The organism is Streptomyces sp. NPDC000151, from assembly GCF_040301705.1.
Taxonomy (GTDB): Bacteria; Actinomycetota; Actinomycetes; order Streptomycetales; family Streptomycetaceae; genus Streptomyces.
Map to the genome: position 1 here is coordinate 1 of NZ_JBEPFC010000102.1, position 26434 is coordinate 26434.

22 protein-coding genes and 2 pseudogenes are annotated in these 26434 nt (G+C 72.6%); 13 read left to right on the forward strand and 11 right to left on the reverse strand.

Annotated features, from left to right (window positions below; genetic code table 11):
• Positions 1-774 (forward strand): annotated as a pseudogene (locus ABT381_RS24660) (hypothetical protein); the annotation flags it as partial.
• Positions 775-811: 37 nt separating this feature from the next.
• Here the strand turns inward: ABT381_RS24660 and ABT381_RS24665 are convergent.
• Entirely contained in the window at positions 812-2164 is a 1353-nt protein-coding gene (locus ABT381_RS24665; protein WP_351598330.1) for an ABC transporter substrate-binding protein, read from the reverse strand.
• A 191-nt stretch (positions 2165-2355) separates the two neighbouring features.
• Between ABT381_RS24665 and ABT381_RS24670 the strand changes: the two genes are divergently transcribed.
• Both ABT381_RS24670 and purU read left to right on the forward strand, forming a co-directional pair.
• A complete protein-coding gene (locus ABT381_RS24670) occupies positions 2356-2868 on the forward strand; it encodes an SCO4402 family protein (protein ID WP_351598382.1) in 513 nt (170 codons plus the stop codon).
• An 85-nt stretch (positions 2869-2953) separates the two neighbouring features.
• A complete protein-coding gene (gene purU, locus ABT381_RS24675) occupies positions 2954-3826 on the forward strand; it encodes a formyltetrahydrofolate deformylase (RefSeq protein ID WP_351598333.1) in 873 nt (290 codons plus the stop codon).
• Positions 3827-3873: 47 nt separating this feature from the next.
• Here the strand turns inward: purU and ABT381_RS24680 are convergent, their stop codons facing one another.
• Together ABT381_RS24680 and ABT381_RS24685 are read right to left on the reverse strand one after the other, a co-directional pair.
• A complete protein-coding gene (locus ABT381_RS24680; protein ID WP_467754461.1) occupies positions 3874-5370 on the reverse strand; it encodes a zf-HC2 domain-containing protein in 1497 nt (498 codons plus the stop codon).
• Positions 5367-5984, reverse strand: a pseudogene (locus ABT381_RS24685) (sigma-70 family RNA polymerase sigma factor). The gene ABT381_RS24680 and the pseudogene ABT381_RS24685 overlap by 4 nt, the downstream one beginning before the upstream one ends.
• Positions 5985-6416: 432 nt before the next feature.
• Between ABT381_RS24685 and ABT381_RS24690 the strand changes: the two are divergent.
• Positions 6417-6791, forward strand: coding sequence for an STAS domain-containing protein (locus ABT381_RS24690; RefSeq protein ID WP_030254346.1), 375 nt, complete (start codon positions 6417-6419; stop codon positions 6789-6791).
• A gap of 262 nt (positions 6792-7053) precedes the next feature.
• Here the strand turns inward: ABT381_RS24690 and ABT381_RS24695 are convergent, their stop codons facing one another.
• From ABT381_RS24695 to kilB, 4 genes are all read right to left on the reverse strand, one after another.
• Positions 7054-8283 (reverse strand): sensor histidine kinase, encoded by a 1230-nt coding sequence (locus tag ABT381_RS24695; RefSeq protein WP_351598337.1) that lies wholly within the window; start codon positions 8281-8283, stop codon positions 7054-7056.
• Positions 8280-8933 (reverse strand): response regulator, encoded by a 654-nt coding sequence (locus tag ABT381_RS24700; RefSeq protein ID WP_351598340.1) that lies wholly within the window; start codon positions 8931-8933, stop codon positions 8280-8282. The genes ABT381_RS24695 and ABT381_RS24700 overlap by 4 nt, the downstream gene beginning before the upstream one ends.
• A 260-nt stretch (positions 8934-9193) precedes the next feature.
• Positions 9194-10198, reverse strand: coding sequence for a hypothetical protein (locus tag ABT381_RS24705; RefSeq protein WP_351598343.1), 1005 nt, complete (start codon positions 10196-10198; stop codon positions 9194-9196).
• Positions 10199-10336: 138 nt separating this feature from the next.
• A complete protein-coding gene (gene kilB, locus ABT381_RS24710; protein ID WP_351598346.1) occupies positions 10337-10807 on the reverse strand; it encodes a plasmid transfer protein KilB in 471 nt (156 codons plus the stop codon).
• Between the two features lie 97 nt (positions 10808-10904).
• On the opposite strand from kilB, the gene ABT381_RS24715 reads away from it, so the two are divergent.
• The 3 genes from ABT381_RS24715 (at position 10905) to ABT381_RS24725 (ending at position 16156) form a co-directional block, all read left to right on the forward strand.
• Positions 10905-12518, forward strand: a complete 1614-nt coding sequence (locus tag ABT381_RS24715) for a serine/threonine-protein kinase (protein WP_351598349.1) — start codon at positions 10905-10907, stop codon at positions 12516-12518.
• A gap of 139 nt (positions 12519-12657) precedes the next feature.
• Positions 12658-14280 (forward strand): succinic semialdehyde dehydrogenase, encoded by a 1623-nt coding sequence (locus tag ABT381_RS24720; protein WP_351598352.1) that lies wholly within the window; start codon positions 12658-12660, stop codon positions 14278-14280.
• Between the two features lie 37 nt (positions 14281-14317).
• A complete protein-coding gene (locus tag ABT381_RS24725; RefSeq protein ID WP_351598355.1) occupies positions 14318-16156 on the forward strand; it encodes a GMC oxidoreductase in 1839 nt (612 codons plus the stop codon).
• Positions 16157-16247: 91 nt separating this feature from the next.
• Here ABT381_RS24725 and ABT381_RS24730 read toward each other — a convergent pair whose 3' ends face one another.
• Both ABT381_RS24730 and ABT381_RS24735 read right to left on the reverse strand, forming a co-directional pair.
• The gene (locus ABT381_RS24730) at positions 16248-17264 is read right to left on the reverse strand and encodes an LAETG motif-containing sortase-dependent surface protein (RefSeq protein ID WP_351598358.1); all 1017 of its coding nucleotides are present in this window, start codon (positions 17262-17264) and stop codon (positions 16248-16250) included.
• A 748-nt stretch (positions 17265-18012) separates the two neighbouring features.
• The gene (locus ABT381_RS24735) at positions 18013-18384 is read right to left on the reverse strand and encodes a chorismate mutase (protein ID WP_351598361.1); all 372 of its coding nucleotides are present in this window, start codon (positions 18382-18384) and stop codon (positions 18013-18015) included.
• A 261-nt stretch (positions 18385-18645) separates the two neighbouring features.
• Between ABT381_RS24735 and guaA the strand changes: the two genes are divergently transcribed.
• The 6 genes from guaA to ABT381_RS24765 all read left to right on the forward strand — a co-directional run bounded on the left by guaA (position 18646) and on the right by ABT381_RS24765 (position 25138).
• On the forward strand, positions 18646-20229 hold the full coding sequence (guaA, locus tag ABT381_RS24740; RefSeq protein ID WP_351598363.1) for a glutamine-hydrolyzing GMP synthase: 1584 nt from the start codon (positions 18646-18648) through the stop codon (positions 20227-20229).
• A gap of 123 nt (positions 20230-20352) precedes the next feature.
• Positions 20353-20937, forward strand: coding sequence for a Uma2 family endonuclease (locus ABT381_RS24745; protein ID WP_351598366.1), 585 nt, complete (start codon positions 20353-20355; stop codon positions 20935-20937).
• A 213-nt stretch (positions 20938-21150) separates the two neighbouring features.
• On the forward strand, positions 21151-22038 hold the full coding sequence (locus tag ABT381_RS24750; RefSeq protein ID WP_351598369.1) for a 2-hydroxy-3-oxopropionate reductase: 888 nt from the start codon (positions 21151-21153) through the stop codon (positions 22036-22038).
• 70 nt (positions 22039-22108) lie between these two features.
• On the forward strand, positions 22109-22960 hold the full coding sequence (locus ABT381_RS24755) for a class II aldolase/adducin family protein (RefSeq protein ID WP_351598371.1): 852 nt from the start codon (positions 22109-22111) through the stop codon (positions 22958-22960).
• A gap of 233 nt (positions 22961-23193) precedes the next feature.
• Positions 23194-24423, forward strand: coding sequence for a hypothetical protein (locus tag ABT381_RS24760; RefSeq protein ID WP_351598388.1), 1230 nt, complete (start codon positions 23194-23196; stop codon positions 24421-24423).
• A 169-nt stretch (positions 24424-24592) separates the two neighbouring features.
• Entirely contained in the window at positions 24593-25138 is a 546-nt protein-coding gene (locus ABT381_RS24765) for a DoxX family protein (protein ID WP_351598373.1), read from the forward strand.
• Here the strand turns inward: ABT381_RS24765 and ABT381_RS24770 are convergent.
• Positions 25128-25382 carry a hypothetical protein gene (locus ABT381_RS24770; protein WP_351598376.1) on the reverse strand — a complete coding sequence of 85 codons (255 nt, stop codon included), beginning with the start codon at positions 25380-25382 and terminating at the stop codon, positions 25128-25130. The genes ABT381_RS24765 and ABT381_RS24770 overlap by 11 nt on opposite strands.
• Positions 25369-26434: PspC domain-containing protein (locus tag ABT381_RS24775; protein WP_351598379.1), on the reverse strand; the 1066-nt coding region annotated here is incomplete at its 5' end. The genes ABT381_RS24775 and ABT381_RS24770, both read right to left, overlap by 14 nt.

Genomic DNA, 26434 nt, shown 5'->3' on the forward strand with positions numbered 1-26434 from the left:
CCCCAGCAGCCCGGCCACGCGGCGCACCAGCCGGGCGGCCCCGCGCCGCAGCAGTCCGGATTCACGCCCCAGGGCCCCTACCCGCCCGAGGGCCGCTCCGGCGGCCACGGTCACGGCCACGGCGGCGGTGACGGGCGGCGCCGCAAGCTCGCGCCCGCCGCGATCATCGGCGCGGTCGTGGTGGTCTGCGTCGGCGCCGGGCTCGGCGTCGGCTACGCGCTCAGCGGCAGCGACGACGACGGCGCGAAGAAGGACGCCGGCAAGTCGTCGGCGGGCACGGTGAAGCGGGAGAAGCCCTCGCCGACCGCGGACCCCGCCGAGGCGCAGGCCAAGGAGCTGGACGCGCTGCTCAAGGACAGCAACAACAGCCGTTCCGCGGTGATCGGGGCGGTCGGCAGCATCAAGTCCTGCACCAAGCTCGGCGTGGCGGCCAAGGACCTGCGGGACGCGGCCGGGCAGCGGAACGACCTGGTCACCCGGCTCGGGAAGCTCTCCACCGACCAGCTGCCCGACCACGTGGAGCTGACCACCGCGCTGACCAACGCCTGGAAGTCCTCGGCTGCGGCCGACAACCACTACGCCACCTGGGCCGACCAGGTCGCGCACGCGGGCAAGAAGGGCTGCCACAAGGGCAAGGCGCGCGGCACGAAGGCGGCGGTGGAGGGCAACACCGCCAGCGAACAGGCCACCACGGCCAAGAAGCAGGCGGCGAAGTGGTGGAACCCGATCGCGAAGAAGTACGGCCTGACCGAGCACAGCCCCGAGCAGCTCTAGCCGCGCCGGGCTCCCGTCGGCGCCGGACCAGGGCCCCTCAGGCGTCCCCCCGCGGCTTCTCCAGCGTCTTCGCCAGGTTGGCGAAGCCGGAGTGCGTGGTGACCAGCCGGCCGTCCCGTACGACCTGGTAGGTCACCATCGCGTTGACGATCCGCGGGAAGGACTGCACGGCGAGCATGTCGTCGTAGCGCCAGCGCAGTTTCGGGGTCAGGCCGCCGGTGTCGACGGCCCGGTCGCCGCGGTCCAGTGCCTGCTGCAGCGAGCGCGCGGTGACGTCCTTGCCCTCCTCGGTGACCTGCTCGACCATCGCGCGCAGCACGGTGTAGGCGATCCACGTGGTCTGCACGCCGGCGTCGGCCGGGTCGATGCGGTTGTCGTTGAAGGCGTGCTCGGTGATCACATCGCGCATGGGGTTCCAGCGCGGGTCGCGCGCGTCCGGGTACCAGCCGGTGACCAGCGCGCCCTCCAGCGGGCTGGACTTGCCGCCCGTACGGTCCACCAGCGTCTGGTTCACGCTGCCGAGCACGGACGCCATCTGCACCTTCGGGTTGTCCTCCTGGAGGCGCCGGAAGGAGTCGAAGAACGTGTCGGTGTGCTCGCCGAGAGCAGCGGTCACGCAGGCGCCCTTGGCGCGCGCGCCGAACTCCGCCGTCCCGTAGAACGCCGGGTCGGCGCCGACCTGGTCCAGCGCGCTCTGCGCCGCTCCGGTGTAGTCGGTGGCGTTCTCGGGCGCCCGGATGTCGTGCGCGGGCGCGCGGCCTCCGGTGGCCAGCCCGGAGTTGAGGAGCGGCGGCATCTGGTCGCCCTGGATGGTGTCGGGGCGGACCAGCGAGACGCGCTTGCACTCGGCGGCCAGCTGCCGCCCGTTGCCGGCCAGCAGCGCCGCCTGGCCGCCGTTGACCGGGTAGGACAGCGGGCTGTCGAACTCCTCGCTGGAGACGCCGTAGCCCCCGATGTACGGGATGTTCGCGGCCTCCAGCGGGCCCATGAAGGAGCGGCCCTGGCGGCTGTACGAACCGACCACGGCGACGGCGTGTGCGGCGACCGCCTTCTGGGCGCAGCGCGCGGCGGCCACCGATGCGTTGCGTTCGTTGCAGGTGAGGACGTTCAGCCGGTGGCCGGCGATGCCGCCCTTGGCGTTGACCCAGCGCGCGTACGCCTCCGCCATGGCCGGCATTCCGGCCATGTTCGTGCCCTTCGTGCCGGAGGGCGCCCAGGTCATCACGGTGAGCGGGGCCTGGTCGTCGGCCCCGGCGGCGTTCCCGTCGGCCCCGGGGAGCGAGCCGCAGCCGGTCAGCAGGGCGGCCATGGCCGCCGCACCCGCCGTCGCTGAGCGGATCACGGTGGCGCGGTGGCAGGAGCGGGGAAAGGAACGTCGCCATCCGGTCATGTCCCCGCACCCTTCCGGCCGGTTCATAACGTCTGCGTGCTGCCCGGGTAACGGAAAGTGACGCGAAGGTGAACAGCGGGGGAGGGGCGTCCGAAGATCGCTTATGCGGCGGGTGCCGGCCCGCGGGTCTCCGCGGGCGACCCGGCCCCGGGCCCCCGGACGGTCGCCCCGTGGCCGAGAACGTACGATCGATTGCTGTGCAAGGTTCGGAGAAGTCTTCCCGTCGCGGCCGCCGCTCGACCACCATGGGCGCCATGCCGCTCAATGACATGCCGTGGTGGCGCTGGCGCGCCAATGTGCGCTCGGCGCTGCACATGCTTTCCGACCCCGTCTTCCAGCAGGAGACCTGGCTCGCCGGCCTCCCCGGCTACGGCGACGTGACCGACGCCGTGTACCGGCTGGTGGAGGACACCTGGCTGGACAACTGGTCCGCCGAGAAGTACGTCGGCACGATATTCCGGGACTCCCAGGAAGCCGCGCTGGTCGACGTCGCCGTACTGCGTGTGCTGCGCATCCTGCACCAGGTCGGCGCGGACGCCCCGGTGACCGCCTACCTGGAGCACCACGGCTGGCCGGAGGCCGTACGGGCCGCGCGCGACGCCCACGTCCGCATGGCGACCGCCGACGGCGAGGACCCCGACACGGCCCCGCGCTCCCTCGACGTGCTGGCCATCCACACCAGGGGACTGGAACCGCAGGAGTGAGCCCGGCCACGCCGGCGGTGCCCGCTGCCGGGTACCGGGGAGCGGACGGTGACCGGCGGGCCGGAATGTGCGACCCTTTGTCCTCATGAGCCAGTCGCAGCCCGCCCTCTCCGACCAGTACGTCCTGACGCTGTCCTGCCCGGACAAGCAGGGCATCGTGCACGCGGTGTCCAGCTACCTCTTCATGACCGGGTGCAACATCGTGGACAGCCAGCAGTTCGGGGACCGGGACACCGGACTCTTCTTCATGCGGGTCCACTTCCGCGCCGAGACCGCCGTCACGCTGGAGAAGCTGCGCGCCAGCTTCGCCGCGGTCGGCGACTCCTTCCAGATGGACTGGCAGATCCACCGGGGCGACGAGAAGATGCGCGTCCTGCTGATGGTGTCCAAGTTCGGGCACTGCCTGAACGACCTGCTCTTCCGCTCCCGCATCGGCGCGCTGCCGGTGGAGATCGCGGCCGTGGTCTCCAACCACACCGACTTCGCCGAGCTGGTCGCCTCCTACGACATCCCCTTCCACCACATCGCGGTGACGAAGGACAACAAGCCGCAGGCCGAGGCCCAGCTGCTGGAGCTGGTCCGCGCCGAGCAGGTCGAGCTGGTCGTACTGGCCCGGTACATGCAGGTGCTCTCCGACGACCTGTGCAAGGAGCTGTCGGGCCGGATCATCAACATCCACCACTCCTTCCTGCCGAGCTTCAAGGGCGCGAAGCCGTACCACCAGGCGCACGCCCGCGGCGTGAAGCTGATCGGCGCCACCGCGCACTACGTCACCGCCGACCTCGACGAGGGCCCGATCATCGAGCAGGAGGTCGCGCGGGTGGGCCACGACGTCACCCCGGACCAGCTCGTCGCCATCGGCCGGGACGTGGAGTGCCAGGCGCTGGCCCGCGCGGTGAAGTGGCACAGCGAGCGCCGCGTACTGCTCAACGGCAGCCGCACGGTCGTCTTCGCCTGACGGACCGCTGACCGCCGGGGCGCCGCTGCCCCGGCGCGCCCGGTGGTTCAGAGACGCGAGAGCGACGCCGTCGCGAAGAGCACCTCGCGGATCGCGTCCCGCTCGCCGTGCTGGCCCGCCGCCGCGTCCTCCGGCGAGACATGCCCCGCGGCCAGCTGGCAGAACTCCACGCTGTCCAGCGCGATGTGCGCGACCGTACGGTCCGGTGTGCCGAGCGCGCCGGGCGAGTCCAGCGCGATGTACCAGTGGCCGCCGCCGCTGCCCTCCACCTCCAGGTGCAGCGTGCGCCCCGGTGTGCCCGCCTCGACGAGCCGCCGGGGCGGCGCGGCCAGCCCCGCCCGGCGCCGTACCGCCAGCGCGGACGGCAGCAGCCGCGCCGCGAGGTCCACCATCCCGTGCATGTGGTGCGCGGCCGGGGCCTCGTACGGATAGTCCACGGCGTCGGCGATGTCGCCGGCGTGCACCCAGCACTCGAAGGCGCGCTCCAGCAGGGAGTCGCGCAGCGGCAGCCGGAAGTCGCCGTAGGGCACGGCCAGTTCGGCGACCCCGCGGCCCGCGAAGGCCACGGTCCGTATCAGCGCGTGGCTCTGCTCGCGCCAGGGCTCGCGGGTGGCGAGCGGGGCTTCCTCGTGCAGCGCCGTGCGCCAGTACGCGAGCGTACGGGCCGTCGGATCGCTGGGGGAGTCCTCCGGGACCTCGGCGCCCAGCGGGTCGGTGAGCCCGAGGGCCGTGGCGACCAGGCCGTCCACGGACATCAGATGGCCGATGACGCCCGCGACGGTCGTGGTGCGGCCGGCCGCGCGGTCGTTCTCGAACCACCGCAGCCGTACCGGGGCCCGCCACTCGGCCTCGCCCATGTCCCGCAGCAGCGCGTCCAGTCTGGCGGTCTCCGCGTCGTACGGGCCCGCCCACTCCGGCACCGGGATACGGGCGGGGCGGCGGCCCAGGCAGTTCTCCAGGACCCGGCTGCGCAGCAGCGGGTCCAGGTCCAGGCTGTCGGCGGGGTGCAGCAGGCCGACGGCGTCCCGCAGCCGCAGCGCCTCGTCCGCACAGGCGGCGCAGTCCGTGAGGTGCGCCTCGACGGCGGCGGTCTCCTCGGGCGAGCAGGCGGCCAGCGCCCAGGCGCCCAGCAGCGACTTGAGCACCGCGTGCGGCGGCTCGGGCCGGCCGGCGCCGGCGGGGTCCTGGTCCGTTGTCCCGTCCTTCTCCGTGGCGGCGTCCTCGGACGTCCTCCGTTGCTCGGGCGTCCGCGGCTCCTCGGGTACCTCTGGCGTCTCCCCTTCCTCCGGTACCTCCTGGTCCTTCGACGCGCGCCGCTCCTCCGGCGTGCGCGGCTCCTCCGGCGTGTGCGGCTCCTCCTCCGGCGGGTCCTCTGGTGGGCTCTCGCCAGGCCGGGGCGGGCGTACGTCCGGCAGCGGGCCCTGGTCCTCGGCCGGGCGGCGCGGGGACGGTATGCGCGGGCGCTCGCCGCGGCCGGGGCAGGGGCGGCCGGGCTCTTCCGGGCCCTGCGGGCCGTAGCGGTCCCAGTCCTCCGGGCCGTTCACAGCGCCCGCCCGTATCCGGAGCCCGGCGGCGGTGGCGTGCCGGGGCGGCCCGGAGCGGGCGGTCCCGCCTGGTGGTTGTGCGCGGTGGCGAGGAGCTGCAGGCCGAGCCGGAGCCGGCGGCGCGCCTCGTCCTCGGTGACGCCGAGATCGGCGGCGGTCTGGCGGTAGTCGCGCCGCTGGAAGTAGGCCAGTTCCAGCGCGGCGCGGAGCGGCGCCGGCATGGACGTGACGATGTAGTCGGCGCGGGCCGCGGTCGAGGCGGCGTTGATCTTCTGCTCGATCTCGGCCGGTGCGGGCGCGTCCGCACCGCAGTCCAGCGCGGAGGCGGCCTCGGCCTGGCGCAGCCGGTGCACGGCCTGCCGGTGGGTGAGCGTGGCGACCCACGAGCGCAGCGAACCCTGCTTGGGGTCGTACGCGTCGGGGTTCTCCTATATGTAGCCGAAGACCTCGCGGGTGATCCGGTCGGCCGCCGCCTCGTCCTCCAGGACGCGGTGCGCGAGGCTGTGCACGAGCGAAGCGAAACGGTCGTACAGCTCTCCGAGCGCGGCCGCTTCGCCGCGCGCGAGCCGCTGCTGCATCCGCCTGTCCCAGCGCGGTGGCGCTTCGTTCACCATCCACGGCCCCCCTTCTCCGCCGCCGCTGTGCCCGCCGGCACCGAAGTCCGTCGTCACAGAGTCCGTCGTGCGTCCACCGTGCCATCGAATGTAGTGCTCCGGTCCGTCGGCGCACCTTCCTTTACGGCAAAACGAGCCGTGCGGCGACTGCGGATGGTATAGGTCCCGTCACTTTCTGATTGACCTATCGGTCAGAACTCGACTGATTCAGACTGTTCATGCCCGTTTTTGCGCGCACGTTATTCGTGTGTGACCGGGTGCGGAGAGAAAAGCCGATGATCCAGGGCATAGCCTGGGTACTGGCAGCCTGTTGCGCGCGGAATTCTTACGAGTTTCAGGGGACCGAGGCCGGGCAGCCGAAGCTGGGAAGGGTGCGTTCCGGATGGCCTCCGGAGGCGTCCGGTCCGAAAGCGAGCGAAAGGCTTCGAGCGCGTGACGTTGAAGGTGGCAGAAGACGAGCAGGGGCCCTGGGCCGTACTGCAGGTTTCCGGTGAGATGGATCTGGTCACGTCTCCCTCGGTGCGCCAGCACGTGCACGACGCGGTCGCCGAGGGGCGCCGCAGTGTGGTGCTCGACCTGTCGGGCGTGCAGTTCTGCGATTCCAGCGGCGTCGGCGTACTGATCGCCGCGCGCCGGCTGATGCGCTCGTGCCAGGGACGGCTGCGGCTGATCCTGCCGGCGCAGGGCGCGGTGGACGGCTCGCACGTGAACCGTGTACTCGCGGCGCTCGGCGTGCGCCGGCTCTTCGAGGTGTACCCGGACGTGGCCACGGCCGTCGACGAGGCGGCGGCACCACTCTCCGCCTGATCGCTCGTTGCTTGCCCGCGCCTGACCGCTCGCCGCTTGACCGCTCGCTGCCTGTCGCCGCTCGCCCACGACCCGTTCGGCTGGCCCGCTCCGCCGTACCGTTTCCCCCGCCTTCTCCCCCATGGGGGGAGCACGAGGTCCCCTTCTCAACACAGTAGCGGCAGGGTCTGACAACTCCCCCCGCCCGCCCACCAAGCCCCGCCCCTCCCAGGCGCCCGCCAGCCCCGCACCCCGCAGCCCCAAGCCGCGTCACCCGCCCCCCTCAAGCCACCCGGCGCGGAAATTCCGCTCGTACGACGAAGCCGCCGTCCGGTGTGGGGCGGGCTTCCAGCGTGCCGCCCAGGCTCTGTGCGCGCTCCCGCAGGCCGACCAGGCCGTGGCCGCCGCCGGGCAGCCGGGGCGCGTCGGCGTCGTCGTCCGGTGGCCCGTTGCGCACCTCCACCAGCAGCCCCGCGTCCGCCGCGCGCGGCTGCGCGACCCGGACCCGCACCCGCGCGCCCGGCGCGTGCTTGCGGACGTTGGTCAGCGCCTCCTGCACCGTGCGGAACGCCGCCCGCTCCACCGTCCGGTCCGTGGGCGCGTCCCCGTCCACCCCGTTCTCGTACGTCACGTCCAGCGCCGACATCTCGATCAGCCGCGGCAGTTCGGCCAGGTCCGGCTGGGGCGCGAGGTCCGGCTGCGCCGCGTCGTCAGCCGCCTCGCGCGGGCCGCCGCCCGCGGCACGCAGGATGCCGACCATGTGCCGCAGCTCCTCCAGCGTGCGCACCGACAGCTGCCGGATGGTCCGCGCCCCGTCCCGCGCCGCGGCGTCCTCCGAGGCGACCTGCAGCGCCCCGGCCTGCAGGCTGATCAGGCTGACCTGGTGGGCGACCACGTCGTGCATCTCGCGGGCCAGCCGGGCCCGTTCCGTTGCCAGTACCCGGTCCGCGATCAGCCGGTCCTCCCGCTCCAGGCTGCGGGTGAGTTCCGCGACGCGCGCCGCCAGCTCGCGCCGGGTGCGGACCAGCAGGCCCAGGCCGATCGGCCCGGCCGAGGTGACCGACGCGTCGATCAGTACCAGGGTGTTCTCGCGGTACGCGGTGATCTCCAGGTCGGAGATGGGGTACGGGAAGAAGTGCGCGGCGATCAGCAGGAACGCGCAGTAGCCGAGGCGGGCGCGGCCCGGCCGGAGCGCGGCGACCGTGTAGAGGGCGATCATCGGGGCGAACCAGATGTAGCCGATGTACAGGCCCGGCAGTGTCGCCAGGAAGACGGTGAGCGGCAGCCGGCGGCGCAGCAGGAGGGCGAGCGCGGCGAGCAGGGAGACGCCCAGCTCCAGGGGCTGGTCGACGTCGTTGACGAGGAAGGAGTCGGCGATGCCGAGCAGGGCGGGGACGAGGAGGACGGCGCGGTGCCGCAGCCGGGCCGCGCGGGTGCCCGCCGGTGGACGGGTCGCCGGTGTCTCGGCTTCCGTCGCCGGGGTCGTTTCCGTGGGTGCGGTGGCCGGGGTCATCTGGGGCCTCCCGTGACCAGGCCCGCGCGGTCCGCGACGATCGCCGCCTGTACCCGGTTGATGCCGCCGAGCTTGCCCAGCAGGGCGCTCACGTGGTCCTTGACCGTACTGGGCGCGAGGCCCATCCGGGCGGCTATCTGCGCGTTGCCCAGGCCCTCGCCGAGCAGCGCCAGTACCTCCGACTCCCGGGGTGTCAGGGCGCGTACGGCCTCGGCGGCCGCCGCCTGGGTCCCGGCGTTCAGGTAGCCGCCGATGACGGCGCGGGTGACGCCCGGGTCCAGCACGCTGCCGCCCGCCGCGAGGGTGCGCACCGCGCGGATGAGCTGTTCCGGATCGGAGTCCTTCAGCAGGAAGCCGGCCGCGCCCTCGCGCAGCGCGGCGGTCAGGTACTCCTGCGCGTCGAAGGTGGTCAGCATGGCGATGGCGGGGGGCTCCGGGGCGGCGCGCAGGCCGCGGAGTACGGTCAGACCGTCGACGTCCGGCATGCGGATGTCGAGCAGCACGACCTCCGCCGCGCTGCGCCGGACCGTTTCCACGGCCGTCGCGCCGCTGCAGTCCGCGACCATCTGGACGTCCGGGGCGGTGCCCAGGATCATCCGCAGCCCGGACCGCACCAGCCGTTCGTCGTCCACCACAGCGACACGGATCACCGGTCGCCCCTTCCTGTCGTGCCGTACCGACTCCGCGCGGCGGGGGGTGCCACCCCCGCCGTCGGGCGGGGGTCGCACGCGACCTGCGGAGGATGCCGCGGGACGGCACCCGCGGGCAGAGTGCTCTTCATGCTGCACCACTGAAGAGGCCACAAGCCGTCCACGCGGTGCAGCTCACACCGGCGGCCGCCGCGACCCCCACACGCGACGGCCGCCTGTGGTGTTTCCGTACGGAATGCCTGCCACCGGGAGTGGAATCCTCATTCCGGGCGGGTGCGCGTCCAGGAGTGCGTGCTGCCCTGGCACGGGCTGAAGGCGCGCCCCGTGGTGAGTACCAGTACGGAGGTCATCGCGGCCAGTAAGTACGCGGTGGTGGCCAGGTCCAGCGTCCCCTCGGCGCTCCGCGTCCCGGCGCTGAAGGCGTCGGTGACCGCGTACCCCACCACCGTCCGCACCGTGAGGTAGAGCTGCATCGCGGCGAAGACGAGCAGCGCGCCGCGCACGTCCCGCCGCCCGCGCAGCGCCAGGGCGCCGACCACCAGCCAGCCGGCGATCCCGGCGAGTGCGGCGAAGCCGGGCCCGGTGACCGGCGCGTCCGCCGAAGGGAGCACGGCCGCGTCCACGGCGCCCGCCAGCCAGTCCCCGGCCCCCTTGGTGCCGACGGTGAGCAGCCGCACCGTCCAGGCCGCCTCGACCAGCCCGGCCAGCAGGAAGAGCACCCCGCAGACCCGCGAGAGCCGACCGGGCCACCAGGATCCGGCGGCCGGCCTGGGCTCCGCGCGGGCCGGCAGCAGGACGCACAGCGCGACCACCGCGGCCAGCAGTCCGAGCACATGTGTGGCCAGCGTCCAGCCGCCCATCGCCTCGAAGCTGTACGCGGAGCGGTAGCCGGGGTGCAGCAGTCCGATGCCCTCGCGCAGCGAGCGGGCCAGTACCAGGCAGGCGAGCAGCAGGGCGGCCGGGCGGGCGAGGGTGCGCTGCGCCAGCGCCGCGCCGGCCACTGCCGCCAGCGCCACCGCGAGCGCCCACTCCTGCGGTCCCAGGGCGCCCAGCGGGCCCGCCAGCGGGTTGAAGAGGCCCTCGACGAAGTCCAGCGGGCCCACCCGGGCGTCGGCCACGCCGGTCACCACCCAGGCGACGAGCGCGCCCGCGTACAGCCCGAGGGCCAGTCCGGCCGCGAGGTAGGCGCCGCTGTGCTCGGGCGCCGCCCGGCCGGGGTCGGCGCCCGGCCGCACATCGAGCAGCCCGCCGTCCTGCATCACCATGACCGACCCCCGATCGCCGTCCCTGTCATTGTTCAAGGACGGCGGGCGTACGCGCGGAGGTTCCACCCCTGTGTGTCGCGTGCCCCCGGGTCCCTCGGCCCCGCCGGGCATCGTTCGGCGCACCCGCCGCGGGGCCGTTCAGCGCACCCGTCGCGCGACCGCCGTGACGAAGTCGCGGATCTCCTGCCGGGTGCGGGCGCGCAGTTCGGTGAGCTCGTCCCGGCCGTCCACCCAGTGCAATTCCGTCACGTCCGCCAGCAGTCGCTCGGTCAGCTCCACCACCTCGGCGTCGTCGCTGACCAGTTGCGCGCGGAACATTGCCTCGTGCGCGGCGTACCGGGTCTTGTACTGCTCCTCGCGCAGTGCGGGGCTGTCCTCGTCGCAGCGGTCCTCGTCGTGCAGCACGAACCAGCGGTGGACCAGTACCCGGCGGTACTCCAGCAGCGTGCCCGCGTACGCGCAGTAGGCGTCGATGCGCTCCTGGCGCAGCTTCTCGTCGCGCGCGAGGGCGTGGCTGCGCTCGGTCTCCCGGCGCTGGAAGAAGTGGGTGATGCCGGCTCCGAGAAGCGTGCCGGCCACGGCCACCACGCTGGTAACGACTGCCTCCATATCGACAGTTGATCACTTCGGGGCCGTGCGGCGACAGGGGGCCAGGGCCTTCGGCCCGCTCCTTCCGCTTCGGTGACCGTGGGGCAAGATGGCCTCCATGGGGAGCTTCGGGGGACACGGCCGCCTGATCGCCGGCCGGTACCGGCTGGCGGGCCGGCTCGGCCGCGGCGGCATGGGCACGGTCTGGCGGGCCAGTGACGAACTGCTGGGCCGGCAGGTCGCGGTCAAGGAGCTGAACCTCGACGACGACCCGGACGACGCCGACGCCGGTGTGCAGCGCGAGCGGATGCTGCGTGAGGCCCGTACGGTCGCGCAGATCAAGCATCCGAACGTGATCGTCGTGCACGACGTGGTGATGCAGGACGAGCGCCCGTGGCTGGTCATGGAGCTGGTGGACGGCGGCTCGCTGGCCGACCGGCTGGCGAGCGGCGGGCCGCTCTCGCCGCGCGAGGCGGCCAGGATCGGCGTCGCGCTGCTCGGCGCGCTGCGCGTGGCGCACGCCAGCGGCGTACTGCACCGCGACATCAAGCCCGCCAACGTGCTGCTGGAGGCGGGCACCGGCCGGGTGGTCCTCACCGACTTCGGCATCGCGCAGGTGCCGGGTGCCACGACGCTGACCGAGACCGGGGCGTTCGTCGGCTCGCCCGAGTACACCGCGCCCGAGCGGATGGCGGGCCGCGGCACGGGGCCCGAGGGCGATCTGTGGTCCCTCGGGGTGCTGCTGTGCGCGGTGCTGAGCGGCGGCGAGACGCCCTTCCACCGCGATTCCATCGGCGGCGTGCTGCACGCCGTCGTCTCCGACGACATCCGTATCCCCGAGGCGGCCCGGCCGCTGTACACGGTCGTGGACGGGCTGCTGCAGCGGGACACGGAGCGCCGGCTGACCGTCGCGGCCACCGAGCGGCTGCTGCGCGGCTACCTCCAGACCGGCCGGATGCCGGAGCCGGGCGCCGCGCTCACCCCCGAGGAGCGGCCGCCCTTACTCACCGGGCCCGCCCGGCAGTCGGCGCCGCTCCGGGACGCGTTGGACGGCCGGGCGCTGGCCGCCGCCGCGCGCCCGCACACCGGACGCGCCCGGAACGTACGCAATGTCCTGCTCGCCGTGACGGCCGCCCTGGCGCTGGCCGCCGCGGGCGCCGGGATCGCGGCGCTGGTGCTGAACGGGCGGGGCGCGGACGACGGCAACGCGCCCGCCACGCACTCCCCGCGCCCGTCCCCGACGGCGTCCGGGAGCCCGGGGCCGAGCGCCACCGCCCCGGCCGGGTACGCCACCGTCCGCGACCCGCAGGGCTTCGCCCTCGCCGTGCCGGCCGGGTTCACGCGCTCCTACGAGAAGCCGCGGGTGTACTACTACTCCGCCGGCCGGCGGTTCCGGCTGGGCATTCATGTGCAGCCGCCGCAGCTGGGCGGACCGCTGGGCACGATGCGCGACGCGCACATCAACGGGCCGCAGAATTACCGGGGTTACCGGGACGGCGAGGTCACCGCCACCACCCACCGGGGCCACCGGGCCGCGCTGTGGCAGTTCACCTGGGACGGCGGGCCCGAGGACGGCGGCCCGCGCCGCACCTATGACCTCAGCTGGGACGAGGGGGGCCGGATGTACGACGTGTGGATCTCCGCGCCGGCCGGCGACCGGGCCGTGGCGAAACGACACTTCGACACCGCGCTGGCCACCTTCCGGGCGCTGCGCCCGCCGCTGACCGACTGAGCGTCCGCCGGTCGCCGGTGGACGAATCCGCTGTACAGCAGCGTCCTGGCCAGTGATCACTGGCGTAATTGTGGGCAGCCGGTGAAAACTCATTACTGCCGGGTACACAAAGCGTGTCCGGAGGCATACCCTCGGCGCCATGACGGACTCGCTGGACACCGCACAGACCGCCCCCGCCGACGGCAACCCGGTCGCCTCCGCCGCCGCGGGCAGCCGCACCGCCGCCGACGTGGTCACCAAGGACCTGGTCGCCCGCCTCACCCGTGGCGTGGTCGGCAGCGGCAGTACGGCGAACCACACGCCGTTCACCGGCGAGGTCCTCGCCGAGCTGCCCGAATCCACCCCCGAGGACGTCGCGGACGCCTTCGAGCGGGCCCGCGTGGCACAGCGCCAGTGGGCGGCCACCCCGGTACGCAAGCGCGCCGCGATCCTGCTCCGCTTCCACGACCTCGTACTGCAGCGCCAGGCCGAGGTGCTGGACCTCATCCAGCTGGAGACCGGCAAGGCCCGGCTGCACGCCCACGAGGAGATCCAGGCGGTCGCCGTCGCCGCCCGGCACTACGGCCGCAAGGCCCCCGCGTACCTCAAGCCCAAGGGCCACACCGGCGTCGTCCCCACCCTCACCAAGGTCACAGAACTCCGCAGGCCCAAGGGCGTGGTGGGCCAGATCGCGCCCTGGAACTACCCCTTCGAGCTCTCCGTCGGCGACGCCCTGCCGGCCTTCGTCGCGGGCAACGCCGTCGTCATGAAGCCCGACACCGAGACCGCGCTGACCGCCCTGTGGGCGCGCGAGCAGCTGATCGAGGCGGGCCTGCCGCCGGAGGTCTGGCAGGTCGTGATCGGTGAAGGGCCGGTCGTCGGCCCCGAGGTCGTCAAGCACGCCGACTACGTCTCCTTCACCGGCTCCACCCGCACCGGACGCGAGGTCGCCCAGGGCGCCGCGGCCCGCCTCGTCGGCTGCTCGCTCGAACTGGGCGGCAAGAACGCCATGTTGGTGCTGCACGACGCGGACATCGACAAGGCGGCGGCCGGCGCCGTCCGCGGCTGCTTCTCCTCCGCGGGCCAGCTGTGCATCTCCATCGAGCGGCTGTACGTCCACGAGTCGATCGCCGACGAGTTCGCCGAGCGCTTCGCCGCCCGTACGAAGGCCATGCGGCTGGGCAACGCCCTCGCGTACGGCGCCGAGATGGGCTCCCTCGTCGGCGAGCGCCAGCTGGAGACCGTCACCCGGCACGTCGAGGAGGCCGTCGCCAAGGGCGCCAAGCTGCTCGCGGGCGGCAAGCCGCGCCCCGACATCGGCCCGCTCTTCTACGAGCCCACCATCCTCGACGGCGTCCAGGCCCCGATGGCCGTCTGCAACGAGGAGACCTTCGGCCCGGTCGTCTCGCTCTACCGCTTCAGCGACGAGGAAGAGGCGATCTCGCTCGCCAACGCCACGCCGTACGGCCTGAATTCCAGCGTCTGGACCAAGGACGGCCGGCGCGGCCGCAAGGTCGCCGCCCGGCTGAACACCGGCACCGCCAACGTCAACGAGTCCTACGCCGCGGGCTACGGCAGCGTCCAGTCCCCGATGGGCGGCATGGGCGACTCCGGCCTCGGCCGCCGCCACGGCTCCGAGGGCATCCTCAAGTACACCGAGGCGCAGACCGTCGCACACCAGCGCGTCATGCCGCTGGCCCCGTCCTTCGGCATGGACGACGAAAAGTACGCCGCCTTCATGTCCCTGAGCCTGAAGGCCATGAAGGCCTTCCGCCTCCGCTGACACCCCAGCCCCGACCCGCACACTCCGAGGAGCGCCGATGCCAGGGGAGAACTCTGCCCAGAACCAGGCCCCGCAGGCCCGGACCAGCGAGCCGTCCTACGACTACGACGTCCTCGTCATAGGCTCCGGCTTCGGCGGCTCCGTATCCGCCCTCCGCCTCACCGAAAAGGGCTACCGCGTCGGCGTACTGGAAGCCGGCCGCCGCTTCACCCCCGAGACGCTGCCGAAGAACTCCTGGGACATCCGCAACTACCTCTGGGCACCGGCCCTCGGCTGCTACGGCATCCAGCGCGTCCACCTGCTCGGCAATGTCATGGTCCTGGCAGGCGCCGGGGTCGGCGGCGGCTCCCTCAACTACGCCAACACCCTCTACGTACCGCCCAAGCAGTTCTTCGACGACCAGCAGTGGGGCCACATCACCGACTGGCAGGACGAGCTCAAGCCGTACTACGACCAGGCCCAGCGGATGCTCGGCGTACGCCTGAACCCGACCCTGACCCCCTCCGACGTCCACCTCAAGGCCGCCGCCGAGAAGATGGGCGTGGGCGACACCTTCCACATGGCGCCGGTCGGCGTCTTCTTCGGCGACGGCAAGGACGCCGACGGCACGACGAAGGCGGCGCCCGGCGGCGAGGTGCCCGACCCGTACTTCGGCGGCGCGGGCCCCTCCCGCAAGGCGTGCTCCGAGTGCGGCGAGTGCATGACCGGCTGCCGGCACGGCGCGAAGAACACCCTCACCGAGAACTACCTCCACCTCGCCGAGCAGGCCGGCGCGGTCATCCACCCGATGACCTCCGTCGTCGCCCTCACCGAGGACTCCCGCGGCGGCTTCGCGGTCAAGACCCTGCCCACCGACGACAAGCGCAAGGGCAAGGGCCGCACCTTCACGGCGCGCCGGGTCGTGATCGCCGCAGGCACGTACGGCACTCAGACCCTCCTCCACAAAATGAAGGACACCGGCCTGCTGCCCCACCTCTCGCCCAAGCTGGGCGAGCTGACCCGGACCAACTCCGAGGCCCTGGTGGGCGCCCTCACCGACAACCGCCGCTACCGCAAGCGGACCGGCGAGAAGAAGGTCGACTTCACCCGCGGCGTGGCGATCACGTCCTCCATCCACCCGGACGCCGACACCCACATCGAACCGGTCCGCTACGGCAAGGGCTCCAACGCGATGGGCGGCCTGTCGCTCTTCCAGGTCCCGGTACGGGACGGCGCCGCGGCCCGCGTCCTCGGCTGGCTCGCCAAGTCGGCGCGCCACCCCGTGCTCTCGCTGCGCTCCCTCTCCAACCGCCGCTGGTCGGAGCGGACCATCATCGGCCTGGTCATGCAGTCCCTGGACAACTCCCTGACCACGTACCGGAAGCCGGGCGGCATCGGCAAGGGCCTGCTCACCGCGCGACAGGGCCACGGCGCGCCCAACCCGGCGCAGATACCGGCCGCCGCCGAGGCCGCCACGCTGATCGCCGAGGACATCAACGGCTTCCCCGGCAGCAACGTCGGCGAGCTGATGGGCACCCCGCTGACCGCGCACTTCCTCGGCGGCTGCCCGATCGGCGAGGACGCGGACCACGGCGTCATCGACCCGTACCACCGCCTCTACGGCCACCCGGGCATCTCCGTCGTCGACGGCTCGGCGGTCTCCGCGAACCTCGGCGTCAACCCGTCCCTGACCATCACGGCCCAGGCCGAACGCGCCATGTCCTTCTGGCCGAACAAGGGCGAGACCGACCCGCGCCCGGCCCCTGGCCGCCCGTACCAGCGCCTGACCCCGGTCGAGCCGCAGCACCCGACGGTCCCGGAAAAGGCATTCGCGGCACTGAAGCTGCCGTTCGTCCCGGTACCGAAGGTGCCAAAATCCAGCCCGTCCGGCGCTTGAGGACATCTTTGACCGGTACGAGGAGGGGCCGCACCCGGCGAACCAGGCGCGGCCCCTCATAGCTCAACCGGCATGACCGGCGTTACCGGTGTTACGCGGCAGCGCCATCCGTCCGACGACGACGCACGACGAAGATCGCCCCCGCACCCACGGCCATCGTGACCCCGGCGACCGCCGCGATCGTCGGCAGCGCCGAGGACGAACCGGTCTCGGCGAGCTTGCCGGTGACCGGGATCTCCTTCATGCCGCCCTGCGGAGCGGGCTTGTTCGGCTTCTTGTCACTCGGCTGCGGCTTGGCCGGCGGCACGGTGCCCGTGTCGCTGCCCGCGACCAGGATGTCGAACTCGTACTCCGACCCCTCGGAGTAACCGCAGTCGTTGTCCTCGTTCTGGTACGCGCCGATGGCGAAGGCGAAGCCGTAGCTGCCCGGGGTCTTCGCGTCGACCTTCAGACGCAGCTTGGCGTCGGCGTACTCACCGGGTGCCAGGTCGGCGACGGAGGCGAAGTAGCCGTACTCGTCGACGTTCTGCCAGGTGCCGGCGTCCTCGTCGTACCACTGCACGGTCAGCAGCTTCGAGACGTCGTCGAAGTCCTCGTTGTCGATGGCCGACAGCATGACGTAGGCGTCGGCGGACTTCATCGTCTGCTCGGAGACGTTGGTGGTGCGGAAGGTGAGGCTGTGCCAGCCCGAGCCGGCCACGATCTTGCTGGGCAGGCCGCGCAGGGTGGTGGTGATCGCCGCCTTTTCCGACTCCTCCTCATTGCAGGGCTCGTCGGTGGGGTCCTCGGAGGGAGTGGTGGGCGGGGTGGCGGAGGGCTCCTCGGTGGGAGCCTCGTCGTCCGGTGCCGAGGTGCTGGGCGCGGGCTCTTCCGTCGTCGGCCCGGTGGGCTCGGTGCCCTCCGAAGGCGTCTCGCTCGGCGTCTCGGTCGGCGTCTCGCTCGGCGGCGGCGTCTCGGAGGCGCTCTCGCTGGGCGCCGCCGACTCCGGGGCGGACGCGGTCGGGCTGGGGTTCTCGTCCGTCGCGTACGCGGCCGGCGCCGCGAGCAGCGCGGCAGGGGCGATGACGGCCGTCGCGGCGGCAGCCGTCAGTGCACGGCGAAGCTTCATCGTGTCAAGACCTCTTCGTGGGTCCAAAGTGCCGAGGGGGAGGCACGAATCGGTAGCGGGGCCGTCGCGGTGGGGCGCGGTATGGCCGTGCGTTTACGAGTAAATGACCAGCCACCTGGCGCAAAGGTTGCACGCGAGATTGCACATATCTGCGGAAGGGGAAGCGGGCGATGTCCGCCCGCGCAGAGCGAAGGGCCCCGAGGTGCCGTCCGCGAGGGGGTGCGGGCGACCGCGGGGCCCTTGCTGCTCGGCGCCGTCGTCAGGGCAGCGGCGGCGCCGAAGGAAGGCGCCCGGGGGGAGGGGCGCCTATGAGGCTCTGCTGGTGCTCTTGGTCCTCTGAAGCTCTGCTGGTGTAGACCAATGGCAGTGTCGGAAGCCGCCTCGATACGAGGTAATCGGCTCTTCATGCATCGTGCTGGATACGCCTCATCCGGCGCAACCGTTTCGACCGGATGCGGTCGGCCCCAGGCGTCCCCGGGGCCGACCGCCCCATCGGATGTGACCGGGCTGCTGTCCCCTGCCGACCGGCCACAGCACCGCAGCGAGGTCCCACGGCGCCGTCCGCTTCAACCCGGACGGCGTCTCATCGCTTCGGCGTTCCCGCCCACGGGGCGGCGTCTACGCGTAGTCCTGCAGGCCGCGCCTGGCTGGCGTGGCACCGGGAACAACGAAGCCCCGCGCCGCCCGGTCACGGTCCGTACGGGTGAGGCGCCGCCCGGACCTCGTACGGGTGAGGCGCCGCCCGAACTCAGATGCGCCCGCGGCACAGCTCCAGCAGCGTCATGGCCAGCGCGGTGCCGGGCCGGCCCAGCTGGTCCCGGAAGTGCTCCAGGACCTCCATCTCGCGGGAGAGGCTCACCCGGCGGCCGCCGGACGCGATCCGTTCCTTCTGGATGACCGCCGAGACGGCCATCCGTTCCTGTACGAGGCCGATGATCCGGCCGTCGAGGTCGTCGATCCGCCGGCGCGCGTCGCCGATCACGGCGGCGGCCTCCTCGGTCCGCGCGCCGGTCTCCGGGCGCGGCCGGGCCACCGCCCCGGTCGCCGTGGGCGTGGCCGTGGGCGTGTGCTCGGTCACGGTCGTGGTCGTGCTCACTGCCGCCTGTGCGTTGCTGCTCATGTCCGTCTCCTGGGGTCTGAAGGCCCCGGGGCCGCACCGCCCGGACGGGAAAACACCAGCGCCCCGGGCCTGTACGGCCCGGGGCGCCTGGGAAGTCGCTTGTCGCTTTTCAGCGGTTCATGCAGCGCGACCATGGCAGCCGGACGGGCCGGTGCCATAGGTAAAGACGAAGGTCAGCTGCGTGAACATGGGGCTCAGTATGTGCCCGGTAGAATCGAAAGTCCAACCCCTCCGCTCCACCACCGCCGGAAGGCCGCCGAAGTGTCAGCAGCGCCCCCCGCCGCCGCCCCGGATGTCGTCCTCGTTGTCGACTTCGGCGCGCAGTATGCCCAGCTCATCGCCCGCCGCGTCCGCGAGGCGCGGATCTACAGCGAGATCGTGCCCTCGACCATGCCGGTCGAGGAGATGCTCGCGAAGAACCCCGCGGCGATCATCCTCTCCGGCGGTCCGTCGTCGGTGTACGAGGAAGGTGCCCCCAGCCTCGACCGCGCCCTGTTCGAGGCCGGTGTCCCGGTCTTCGGCATGTGCTACGGCTTCCAGCTGATGTCCGTCAAGCTCGGCGGCACGGTCGACAACACCGGTGCCCGCGAGTACGGCCGCACGCCGCTGGCCGTCTCCAAGCCCGCCTCCACGCTCTTCGAGGGCACCCCGGTCGAGCAGTCGGTGTGGATGTCGCACGGCGACGCCTGCTCCGCCGCTCCCGAGGGCTTCACGGTCACGGCGTCCACGGACGTCGTCCCGGTCGCCGCGTTCGAGAACGACGAGAAGAAGCTGTACGGCGTGCAGTACCACCCCGAGGTGATGCACACCACGCACGGCCAGCAGGTACTGGAGCACTTCCTCTACCGCGGCGCGGGCATCGAGCCCAACTGGACGATGGGCAACATCATCGAGGAGCAGGTCTCCGCGATCCGCGAGCAGGTGGGCAACAAGCGCGCCATCTGCGGCCTGTCCGGTGGCGTGGACTCCGCGGTGGCCGCTGCCCTCGTCCAGAAGGCCATCGGTGACCAGCTGACCTGCGTGTACGTCGACCACGGCCTGATGCGCAAGGACGAGACCGAGCAGGTCGAGAAGGACTTCGTCGCGGCGACGGGCGTCCAGCTCAAGGTCGTCGACGCTTCCGAGCGCTTCCTGTCAGCGCTCGCCGGGGTCTCCGACCCCGAGGAGAAGCGGAAGATCATCGGCCGCGAGTTCATCCGGGTCTTCGAGCAGGCCCAGGCCGAGATCATCGCCGAGGCGGACCCGGGCGAGCCGGTCGAGTTCCTCGTCCAGGGCACGCTGTACCCGGACATCGTCGAGTCCGGCGGCGGCACGGGCACGGCCAACATCAAGTCCCACCACAACGTGGGCGGCCTGCCGGAAGACCTCGAATTCAAGCTGATCGAGCCCCTCCGTCAGCTCTTCAAGGACGAAGTCCGGATGGTCGGCTCCGAGCTGGGCCTGCCCGACGAGATCGTCCAGCGCCAGCCGTTCCCCGGCCCCGGTCTCGGCATCCGCATCGTCGGCGAGGTCACGCGCGAGCGCCTCGACCTCCTCCGCGAGGCCGACGCGATCGCCCGCGAGGAGCTCACCGCGGCGGGCCTGGACCGCGACATCTGGCAGTGCCCGGTCGTCCTCCTCGCGGACGTCCGCTCGGTCGGCGTCCAGGGCGACGGCCGCACGTACGGCCACCCCATCGTCCTGCGTCCGGTCTCCTCCGAGGACGCGATGACGGCGGACTGGACCCGCATGCCGTACGACGTACTGGGCCGCATCTCCACCCGCATCACCAACGAGGTCGCGGACGTCAACCGCGTAGTCCTCGACGTCACGAGCAAGCCCCCGGGCACGATCGAGTGGGAGTGACCTTGCTGTAGGCACACTCCCGGTCAACGCCGACGCCGTCGCTCATTCGTTTGAGTGGCGGCGTCGGCGTATGTGCTGGGTACGCTGACGGCACGGCCCAGAATCCCGTCCATGGGAGGACTCATGACCGCCGAGACCGAGCACCACTGGCCGGTGCCGCCGCAGGACGGTTACACCGTGGACGACCTGCTGACGCTGCCCGACCTCCCGCCGCACACCGAGCTGCTCGACGGGAGCCTGATTTTCGTGAGTCCGCAGCGCTACTTCCACAGCGTCGTGATCGACTTTCTTGTGAACGGGCTGCGCCGCACTGTGCCGCCTGAGCTCTTGGTCGTGCGTGAGATGGCCGTGGCCATCGACAAGCGAAACGGGCCGGAGCCGGACATCTCCGTCGTGCGAGCCGTGGCGCTACGGAACGACGACCAGGCCCACTTCCAGGCCCGGGACGTCATGCTCGCCGTCGAAGTGGTCTCCCCGGAATCCGAGGCGCGGGACCGCGACACCAAGCCGCACAAGTACGCGGGCGCCGGAATCCCGTACTTCTGGCGGGTCGAGAAGGCCGGTACGGACGGCCGCCCGGTCGTGCACACCTTCGAACTCGATCGCGAGGGCCGCACGTACTGTCCTTCGGGTGTGCACCGTGATCAGCTGAAGCTTGCCGCCCCCTTCGACATCGGTATCGACCTGTCGGGGATCGGCAACCTCTGACGGCTGAGATGCCTACCGACGACCCCTTTCCCAGTTGGCTTCCGGGATCCATCACGATCGACTGAAGTCGGCGCTCCCCTTCCCGGTCGGCATCGATCTCACTACGCTCCATGGCCGCCGGTAACGGTTGACGCCTCGCGTCCCGGAGCGGAAGATTAATTCCGTACTGCGGCAGCAATCATCCGCTATGCGGAAGTGAGTGGGGCGTAAGCAATGAGCACCATCGGTTTCATCGGTCTCGGGATCATGGGGAGCCCGATGGCGGTCAACCTGGCGAAGGCCGGGCACACCGTCCGCGGGTGGAACCGCAGCCCCGGGAAGGCCGGCGCGCTGGTCGAGGCCGGCGGTACGGAGGCCGGCAGCATCGCCGAGGCGGTCCGGGGAGCCGACGTGGTCATCACGATGGTGCCCGCGTCGCCGCAGGTCGAAGAGGTCGCGTATGGGGATGAGGGCATTCTTGCGCACGCCAAGGACGGTGCGTTGCTGATCGACATGTCTTCGATCACGCCGCAGACCTCGATCGACCTGGCCGGGCGGGCCAAGGAGCACGGCGTGCGGGTGCTGGACGCGCCCGTGTCCGGCGGTGAGGCCGGTGCCATCGAGGGCGTGCTCTCGATCATGGTCGGCGGCGAGCAGGCGGACTTCGACGCGGCGAAGCCGGTGCTCGAAGCGATGGGCAAAACGATCGTGCACTGCGGCCCGCACGGCGCCGGGCAGACCGTCAAGGCCGCCAACCAGCTGATCGTCGCCGTCAACCTGCAGGCGTGCGCGGAGGCCGTCGGCTTCCTGGAGAAGTCCGGCGTGGACCTGGAAGCCGCGCTGGAGGTGCTGAACGGCGGGCTCGCCGGCTCGGCCGTACTGACCCGGAAGAAGGCGAACTTCCTCGCGGGCGACTACCGCCCCGGCTTCAAGCTCGCGCTGCACCACAAGGACATGGGCATCGTCACGGACGCCGCCCGCACGGTCGGCGCGACGCTGCCCGTCGGCGCCACCGCGGCCCAGCTCATCGCCTCGGCGGTGGCCCGCGGCGACGGGGACCTGGACCACTCGGCGCTGCTCCGCGGCGTCCGCCTGATGAGCGGTCAGGACGAAGAGAAGTAACGAGCCGCTGTCCGGTCGGCAGGAGCGGGTGGGAGAGGTTCACACCACCTCCACGGCAACCGCCCGTACCGTGTCTGGTCTCTTCACCTGCCCCGGCGTAGCTTCCCGTGCGAGTCACACACGAGGGAGAACAGCCATGCCCGAACCGACGCCGATACCCACCGACCGGCTCCAGTTCGCGATGCCGCCGACGCACGCGACCGTCGAGGAGGAGCGCCGGTACCGCAAGGAGCGGCTCGCCGCGGCGCTGCGGCTCTTCGGCCGGTACGGCTTCGAGGAGGGCGTGGCGGGCCACCTCACCGCCCGGGACCCGGAGTTCACCGACTGCTTCTGGGTGAATCCCTTCGGGATGTCCTTCCGGCACATCACCGTGAGCGACCTGCTCCTCGTCAACCGCGAGGGGCAGGTCGTCGAGGGCCGCCACCACGTCAACCAGGCCGCGTTCGCGATCCACGCGCAGATCCACGCCGCCCGCCCCGACGTCGTCGCCGCGGCGCACAGCCACTCCACGTACGGCAGGGCGCTGGCCGCGCTCGGCGAGCTGCTGGAGCCGATCACGCAGGATGTCTGTGCGTTCTATGAGGATCACGCGGTGTTCGACGAGTACACGGGGGTCGTCGTGGACGAGGCGGAGGGTGCGCGGATCGCGGCAGCCCTCGGGCCGCGCAAGGCGGTGATCCTGCGCAACCACGGGCTGTTGACGGTCGGCGACTCCGTGGACGCCGCGGCCTGGTGGTTCCTCACCATGGAGCGCTCCTGCCAGGTGCAGCTCGCCGCGAAGGCCGCGGGCAAGCCCGTACTGATCGATCACGGCAGCGCGCTGCGCACCCGCGAGCAGCTCGGCAGCGATCTGGTGGCGTGGATCAACTACCAGCCGCTGTTCCAGCAGATCAGCCGCGACGAGCCGGATCTCTTCGGCTGACGGCCCGAGCCGGCGCCGAGCGGGGCCTCCCGCACGCCCCGGAACAGCGCGGTTGGCGCCCGACCCCGCCCCTCGGCACAATGCGCAGCCATCGCTGCCATCAGGGAGCGTGACGGCGACTACGGGTAGCGGGCGGTACGGAAGTGTCGGTGGACGCGGCGGCGGGAGCAGGGGCGGATACGCGTACGAGTACGAGTGGGAGCGCGAGTACGAGTACGGAGACGGGGGCCCGCATCGAGTGCGGCTGCGGGGACTGTCCGCAGGGCGCTCGGACGGGGCACCGGCAGGCGGTCGCCGCGTTCCTCGCGCTGCGCGAGGACTTCGCCGCGGGGCGCGGCGTACCGGCCGCGCTCGCCCACTCCGCAGGCGCCGCCCGCCAGTGGATCTCCGACGAGCTGGCCCAATCGGCCCGTACGGTCGCCGAACGCGCCGCCGCCGAAGGCCGCGCCCGGCGCGGGACGCTCTGGCGCCGCACCCCGCTCGTCCTGTGGGGCGCCGTCGCCGCGCTGCTCATCGGCCAGGCGCTCACCGCGATCGGCGCCGGCTGGACCGACGCCCGTACCGCGGCGCTGGCCGCCGCCGTCGTCCTCGCCGCGCTGCTCACCGCGCTCGCGTGGCGGCACCGCGCCCACGGCGGCCTCCTCGCGCCCGTCACCGGCGAGGACGGCCGCCTGTCCACCTCCCGCACGGTCGCCGCCGCCTGGCTGCTGCCCGTCGGCTGGGCGGTACTGATGTTCGCGACCAGGCTCGCGCTGGCCCCGGACGCCGCCGGGCGCCGCCGCCTGCTGGCCGGGCTCGACCTCGCGCGCGGTGCCGGGCTGCTCACCGTCGTGGCGCTGGCCTGCGCGGCGGCGGCCGTTGCCGCCCGGCTGGTGGCCGTACGCCTCGCCGCCGGGCGCCAGCAGAAGGTGCCCGCCGAGTACCCGCGCGCCGGGGACCTGCTGACTGACGACGCCGGCCGCGGCAGCTTCGCGGACGCGCAGTACGTCCTGCTCAACGCGGTCGCCGTGGTCTTCGCCGCGGTCCGCCTCGGCACCGCGCCGGACCGGCTCCCGGACCTCCCGTGGGGGCTGGTGGCGCTGGCCGCGGTCAGCGCGGCGATGTACCTGGCGGGCAAGTACGCGGAGGGCGCCCGCCCGGTCGTGCTGTCCGTCGTACGGGCCCGGGAGATCGGCGGCCTGGACGGGCCGGTCCGCACCGGCGACGACATCGAGATCCGCGGCAGCGGCTTCGTCCCGCCGGGCGCCCAGCCGCCGCACCGGCTGGCCCGTACGGTCGTCCGCATCGGGGACGTGGATGTGCACGTCCCGCTGGTGCCGGTCCCCGGCGGCTTCGCGAACCCGGCGGACGGCGCGCTGATCGTGCCGGTACCGGCCGACGTGGAGCCGGGCCGCGCCGAGGTACGCGTCATCACGGCGGCGGGCGTCGAATCCGCCGCGTATCCGCTGTTCATCCAGGAGTGAGCGGCGTCCCCGCTGATCATCCGGGAGTGATGTACGGGTGCGGCGCGCACCCTGGTGCCGCCCGCTGACGTTGAATGTTCTGTGACGCCCGGCCCGTATCAGTCTTCGAACGCCCGCCCGTGGGCAGAATCGTCCGCGCCGGGCGGCGACGCAGAGGCGGGAGGACATCATGGTGCACACGGGCAGATCGCTCGCGGTCGGCCACGGAGGAAACGGCGGCGGTGCGGGCCCCGGGGGCCTGCGCGGCTCGCTCGCGCGGTACGCGCTGCTGCCGCTGCGGATCTTCCTCGGCGTGACCTTCGTCTACGCGGGCCTGGACAAGCTCACCGAGCCGGGCTTCTTCGCGGCCTCCGGGACCGGTTCGATCGGCGAGTTGATGCGGCAGTCCCGGCCCTCCGCCGGCGTGCCGCAACTGGTCGACCTGGCGCTGCACAGCCCGGCGGTCTTCGGTTACGTCATCGCGGCGGGCGAGCTGGCGGTCGGCATCGGCATGCTGCTCGGCATCCTCGGCCGGCTCGCGGCGACCGGCGGCGCGCTGATCTCACTGAGTTTCTGGCTGACCGTCAGCTGGTCGACCACGCCGTACTACTTCGGCAACGACCTGGCGTACCTGATGGCGTGGCTGCCGCTGATCCTGGCCGGCACGCCGTACCTCTCCCTCGACGCGCTCTACGCCAAGCGCCGCCGCCGCTTCGGCCGCCGGCTCATCGGCTGACCGGCGGCTCATCGGCGACCGGCCGCTCCTCCGGCGGCGGCAGCTCCGCGCCCCGCCGGCGGCGCGCCAGCCCGTACAGCGCCGAGACGCCGCCCGAGAGGAAGAGACCGGCGGGGAGCGCGATCAGCGGCCAGGCGCCGGGCACGTCGATCCGGCCGGCGGCGTCCAGTGCGTAGACGCCGCCGATGCCGAGCGCGGTCAGGCCCGTGACGAGCCGGGCGGGCCGGAACTCATGCCGCAGCACGGTCGGCCACCTCCTCATGAGCCGGGGCCGCCGGCTTCGCCGGCGCCTCGGGTGCCTCCGGTGTCGCCCCCACGTAGTCCACCTCCGCCTGTCCGACCCCCACCTCCAGCCGCAGGTCGAGCGTGCCGTGCGGCCGCTCGCCCTTCTTCAGGCCGTGCGCGGGCAGCGTGACGGTCCGCGTCCGGTCGGGCGAGACGTCGATGTCGCCGGCCGCCTCGCCCGGCAGCTGGATGTCGCCGAGCCCGACGTCGACCCGTACGCGCGTCCTTACGCCCTCCGGCAGCGTCACCCGCAGCAGTCCGGCGCCCACCTCGGCGTGCGTCCGGACCGTCTGTCCCTCCTTCAGGCGCAGCCCGCTGAGGTCCAGGTGACCGCGGCCCGCGCCCAGTTCGTACGTGGGCCGGACGGCGGCCGCCGTCGACGGCGGCCAGGTGCGGGTGTCCCAGTCGGTCGTGATGTTGCGCGGCAGGACGGTGGTCGCGCCGAGCAGCAGGGCGGTGACCACCACCATGAAGACCGTGCCGCCACCGGTCCGGCCCAGCCACGCGCTGAGCACCATGCCGAGCCCGAAGACCACCAGCGCGGCCGCCAACCCCGCCTGCAGGCTCGCGGGCAGCGAGCCGCCGTGCCAGGACGGCGACGCGGCCACCGCGCCCGCCACCAGCGCCAGCAGGAACGTCAGCCCGCCGATCGACCGCGCCCGCGCCGGCCGCCGCCGCTTCCGCGTCTCCGGCACCGCCGAGGCCCCCGAATCCCCCGCGGCCGGACCGGCCTTGCTGTACGCACCTGTCCTGTCATACGCACCCGTCCTGTCGTACGCACCCGCCGCTGCCCCTTCGTATGCGTACGACGGCGTGTCAGCGGGCCCCCACAGATACCCGGTGCGGCCCGCCTGCCCACCCGCCGGGCCGTCCTTGGTGAGCGGGTCCCGCCACCACGAAGGGCTGCCGGGCGCGGGCGGCGCCTGCGTCTCGGGCGGCGCGTCCGCGACGGCCTGCGCGGTCGCCGCGTCCACCGGCCCGGCGCCGTGCGCCCCGGCCCGCCGCTGCTTC